At 74.2% G+C, this 5,051-nt stretch carries 3 protein-coding genes; all 3 read right to left on the minus strand.

Annotated features, from left to right (window positions below):
* Positions 1–1,305 (minus strand): AAA family ATPase (locus PHC73_RS11450; protein ID WP_300128240.1); only part of this gene is annotated, 1,305 nt, incomplete at its 3' end.
* Positions 1,305–4,841 (minus strand): exodeoxyribonuclease V subunit beta, encoded by a 3,537-nt coding sequence (gene recB / locus PHC73_RS11455; protein WP_300128243.1) that lies wholly within the window; start codon positions 4,839–4,841, stop codon positions 1,305–1,307. The genes PHC73_RS11450 and recB, both read right to left, overlap by 1 nt.
* Positions 4,838–5,051: hypothetical protein (locus PHC73_RS11460; protein ID WP_300128246.1), on the minus strand; the 214-nt coding region annotated here is incomplete at its 5' end. The genes PHC73_RS11460 and recB, both read right to left, overlap by 4 nt.

Below are 5,051 nucleotides of genomic sequence, written 5' to 3' on the forward strand. Positions count from 1 at the left end.
CAGCGCCGTCAGCACCTGGAACTCGCCGAGCCGGGCGAGCGCGGCGCCTGGATCCAACACGCCATCGCCCGCCTCGAACAGCCGCTGCAGCGCCGGGACGACGTGCGCCCCGATTCGGGCAGCGAGCACAGCGGGCGTGTCGACGGCCTCGAAGCACACCGCGCCGCCCGCGTGCAGCAGGGCGAGCGCGCCCGCGGCGTCGCCGGCATTGACGGCCGCGGCGAGACGGCCAATGGCGCCGCCGCCGTCGAAGCGATAACTGTGCGTGAGCAGCGCGATGGCGTCGCCAATGCCGCCCGGCCCGCCCCCCGGCGCGGCATCGCCAGTGGCGACGGCGAGGCGCGCCGCGCCGGCCGGGCTGTAGCCACCCGCGCCGGCGCACAGCTCGCCGAGCACGGCGCCGGCTTCGACCGAGGCGAGCTGGTTCGGGTCGCCAAGTAGGATGAGGCGCGCCTGCGCCGGCAGCGCGCACAGCGTGCGCGCCAGCAGCGGCAGGTCGACCATCGACGCCTCGTCGATCAGCAGCAGGTCGCAGGCGAGCGGATGATCGGCGTCGTGCCGCACGCTGCCGTCCGGGCGAAGACCCAACAGCCGGTGCAGGGTCGGCACGTTGTCCGGCAGCTTGAAGCCGGCCGGCAGCACGTCCGCGGACTTTCGCAGGCTTTCGGCCAGGCGCTGCGCCGCCTTGCCGGTGGGCGCGGCGAGCGCGATGCGCGGCGGCCGGCTGCCCACCAGTTCCACCAGCAGCGCCAGCAACCGCGCCACGGTGTGCGTTTTGCCGGTGCCGGGACCGCCGCACAGGATGCCGAGCCCGTGCAGCGCCGCCACGGCGGCGGCGCGGCGCTGGCCCACCGTGCCCGGATCGTCGCCCGGGAACAAGCGCCGCAATGGCGCGGCGAGCGCGGCGGGATCGATGTCCGCGCGCGGCGCGGCGCGTGCGGAAAGATCGCGCGCCAGCCGATCCTCATCCCGCCACAAGCGCTCCAGGTACAGCCGCCCGGCGGCGTCCAGGATCAGCGGCTTTGCGGCACCCGGCTCGCCGACCACGCCGCTGCGAAGCAGCGCCTCGCGCCAGTCGGCGAGTGGCGGCGCGCGCCACGGCGACGCCTCGAACGGCGCCTGCCCGGCCAGGCGCGGGAGCGGCAGACACACGTGGCCGTCGCCGGCGTGCCGACTGGCCAGCGCAGCGGCGAGCGCGAGCTGCGGCGTGGGCCGGGCGGCATGACGCAGCAGCAGGTCCGCGAAGTGCGCGTCGAGCGCACGCAGCGCGCCCGATTGCAGCAGGCCGAGCAGGCGCGCGTCCATCACGGCGCCCCGCACAAGGCGGCTTCGAGCGCGGCCACCAGGTCCGGCGCCGGGCGGTCGAAGTAGATGCCGCCACCGGCCGGCCCCATGCCGCGCAGGAACAGGTAATACACGCCGCCGAAGTGGCGCCGGTAGTCGTAATCCGCCACCCGCAGGCGCAGGTACCGGTGCAGCGCCACGGTGTAGACGAGGTATTGCAGGTCGTAGCGGTGCTCGGCCATGGCGGCGCCGAGCGCGGCCGGCGCATAGTCGGCCGGACCGGGGCCGAGCCAGTTCGACTTGTAATCGGCCAGATAAAACCGCCCGTCGTGCTCGAACACGAGGTCGATGTAGCCCTTGAGCACGCCCTCGACGGCGTCGAAGCGCAGCGCCGCGGCGTCCGCCGCAATGTCAGTGGCCTCGAGCAGGCGGTTCAGCGTGGCGGGCTCGATGCGCGCGAGCGGAAAGTAGAACTCCAGCTCGTCGCGCCGCCGCTCGCGGGTAATGCCGCGAAGGCGCAGCCCGGCGCCGTCGAGCGGCGCATCCAGCACATCCGCGACCAGCCGCTCGAGCGTGCCCTGCCATGACGACGGGTAGCCGGCGAGCACCAGCGTGTGCGCCACGGCATCGGCGAGCGCCGGGCCGTGCGCGGCCGGAAAATCCAGCGCCTCGAACAGCCCATGCAGCGCCGTGCCGGCCGCCGCGCCGCGCGGAAAGCGGGCGATGGGCAGTGCCCCGCTCTCAACCGGCGCGGGCGCCTCGGCAATCACGCTGCCGGCATCGACCGCGTCGTGATCCGGCCGGTCGGCGCCCACGGCGCCGGCGGCCAGCGCCGAGTAACTCGTCACCCGCCAGCGGCTGTCGATGCGGCCGGTGAATGCCCGCGCGCTGCCCTGCGGCGGCGCCGGCAGCGCCAGCGCGCCGGTATCGTCGGGCGGATCGGCGATGACGATGGCGCCATCGCAGGCACCGGCCCGCGCCAGCCACGGCGCGCGGGCGGCGGCGTCGTCGGTTCTTTCGCCAAAGCCGCCGCTGTACAGCAGCCAGCCGAGCGCGCCCTGATCGGCCTGATTGATCACGCCGAACGGCAGCGCGCAGTGCTGGCGCGCGCGGGTGAGCGCCACGTACAGCAGGCGCACCTGCTCGGCCAGCGCCTCCCGCCGGGCCTCGCCAGCGTGTTCGCTGGCGGGGTCGAGATCGGCCACCAGGGCGAAATCCACCGGGTCGTGAAACAGCAACGGCGGCTTGCCGTCCGGTGCCTTCTCGTCCCAGGCGAACGGCAGGAACACGATTTCCCACTCCAGCCCCTTGGCCTTGTGCACGGTGACGATCTGCACCAGGTTGGCGTCGCTTTCGAGCCGCAGTTGCTGCGCCTCGCCGCCGGTGACAGCGCCGGCCATGGCATCGCGCAGGTAGCGCAGTTGCGCGTCGAGGCCTGGCCGGCTGGCGGCCTGCGCCTGCAGCAGCTCGCCCAAGTGCAGCAGGTTGGTCAGCGCGCGGGCGCCGTCCTCGGCCGCATGCAGACGGCCGATGGCACCCGATTCCCGCAGCAGCGCGAGCAGCATGGGCAGCGGACCCGCCGCCAGCCAGCGCCGGTGGGCGGCCTCGAACAGCGCCGCGTGGCGATCGAAGGCCGTTTCATCCGAACCCAACTCGGCGATCTGCTGCGCCGTCGCGCCGAGCACCGGCGTGGCGAGCGCCGCGCGCAGCGCCGCCGCGTCGGCCGGGGCCAGCGCCGCCTGCAAGATGCGCTCCAGCGCCTGCGCCTCGGGGCTGTCGAACACGCTGTCCTCGCGCAGGCACACGCTGTCCACGCCCGCCCGGCGCAGCGCCGCCTGCACGTCCGCGGCCTGGCGGTTGGTGCGCACCAGAATGCCGATGTGCCGGCCGGCGAGCGGTTCATCGCCGACGTGCGCCCGCCCGGCGGCACCGAGCGCCAGCCAGTGCGCCACGCGCGCGGCGGTGGCGGCGAGCGCGCGTTCGCCGGCCGCCTGCTTACTGAGCGCCTTGCCCTGCCCGTCGCGCGCCAGCCACCACAGCTCGAGCGCCGGCGGCTCGGTGCCAGCCACGCGCAGCGGCGTGTGCTCGCGCCGGCCAGCGGCGTCGACCGGTTCGAAGTCGATGCTCTGTGCCGCGCCCTGCAGAACGAACGGCCGCGGATGCCCCGAAAACACCGCATTGACCGCCGCCACCAAGCGCCGCGTGGAGCGCTGGTTGACGCCAAGCGTGTAGCGCTGCGCGGGCGGGATGTCGCGCCGCGCGGTCAGATACGCGAACACGTCCGCGCCGCGGAACTGGTAGATCGCCTGCTTGGGATCGCCGATCAGGTACATGCCAAAGCCGTCGCCGGCCGCCCGCTGCAGCCGCTCGAACAGGCGGTATTGCAGGGGATCGGTGTCCTGAAACTCGTCGATCATCAGCGTGGGATAACGCCGCGCGAGCACCGCTGCCAGCGCCGCGCCGCCGGGACCGGCCAGCGCGGCATCGAGTTCCTGCAGCAGACTGTCGAAGCCGCGCCGACCGGCGGCGGAAAGGCGCCGAGCGCGCTGCGTGGTCAGATACGCGAGCGCGTCGTGCACGGTGTGCACGCGCACGGCGTGGATGAGCGCGTCGGCGGCGACGCACAGCGACTCGATCTGCCCGAACAGCGGATGTTGCGGGGCGCGGGCACCCGTTTTGGCGGCGCCGCGTGTGAGCGCGCCGTCGATGCACGCCTGGCGCAGACGCGCCAAACCATCCGGCGGCGGGCCGCCCGGCGCGGCGGCCCAGGCATCGACGGCCTCGAACAGCGCGCGCAGGTCGTCCGGCTTGTAGCCGTTGTCCTTGGTGCGACTGAGGCCCTTGTCGTCCAGCAACAGCGCCAGCGCCTGGTCGCGCGCGCCCGGCCAGGCGATCGCCAGCGCCGCGCGCGCCTGGTCGAGTGCCGCCGCGGCGCCCGCCACGTCCACCGCCTGCGGCGCCGGCAGCAAGCGCAGGTGCGGCTTGCCGTCGAGCGGTTTGAGAGCCTTGGCCAGATCGTCCGGGCCGTGCGGCCACAGCGTGTACAGCGCGTCGAGCTCCTCGGCAGCGGCGCCGGCGCAGCGCTGACGCCAGAAGTCGCCCAGCACCTGCGCCGTCAGCGGCGCGGTGTCGGTTTCGATGTCGGCCTCGAAGCGGCTGCCGGCGCCGAACGCGTGCTCCGCCAACGCCCGGCCGCAGAAGCCGTGGATGGTGTACACGGCCAGCTCGTCCAGGCGCAGCAGCGCGTCGTCGAGCCGCGCGGCGGCGGCCGCCCGGTCCGGCAGGCGCGCCATCAGCGCAGCGAGAAACTCATCCGCCGCGCCACCGGCCAGCGCGCCGCGCGCCTCGTGCAAGCGGGCGGCGATGCGCTCGCGCAGCTCCGCGGCGGCCGCCTCGGTGAACGTGACCACCAGCAACTGTCCCGGCTCGCGACCGTTTTCCAGCACCTGGCGCAGGTACAGCGCGGCGATGGTCCAGGTCTTGCCGGTACCGGCGCTGGCTTCGATCAGGTGCCGGCCGGCCAGCGGCAGCGCGAGCGGGTCGAGCCGGTTACTCACGACCTCACCCACGCTGCCAGCAAGGGGCCGAACACGCGCATCGCCAGCTCCGTGAAAGCCGGTTCCTGCAGCGGCTCGCGGCCGCGGAAGGCCACCTGCAGGTCGGGGTCGTCGCGCTCGCCCGCAGTGCCCTGGAAACTGTTGCCATTCCACTCGCTCCAGGCCGCCTGCAGGCCCTTGTCAGGCTCGTTGGCGGCGGCGTAGGCCAAG

It is taken from the genome of Immundisolibacter sp. (assembly GCF_028696615.1).
Classification (GTDB): domain Bacteria; phylum Pseudomonadota; class Gammaproteobacteria; order Immundisolibacterales; family Immundisolibacteraceae; genus Immundisolibacter.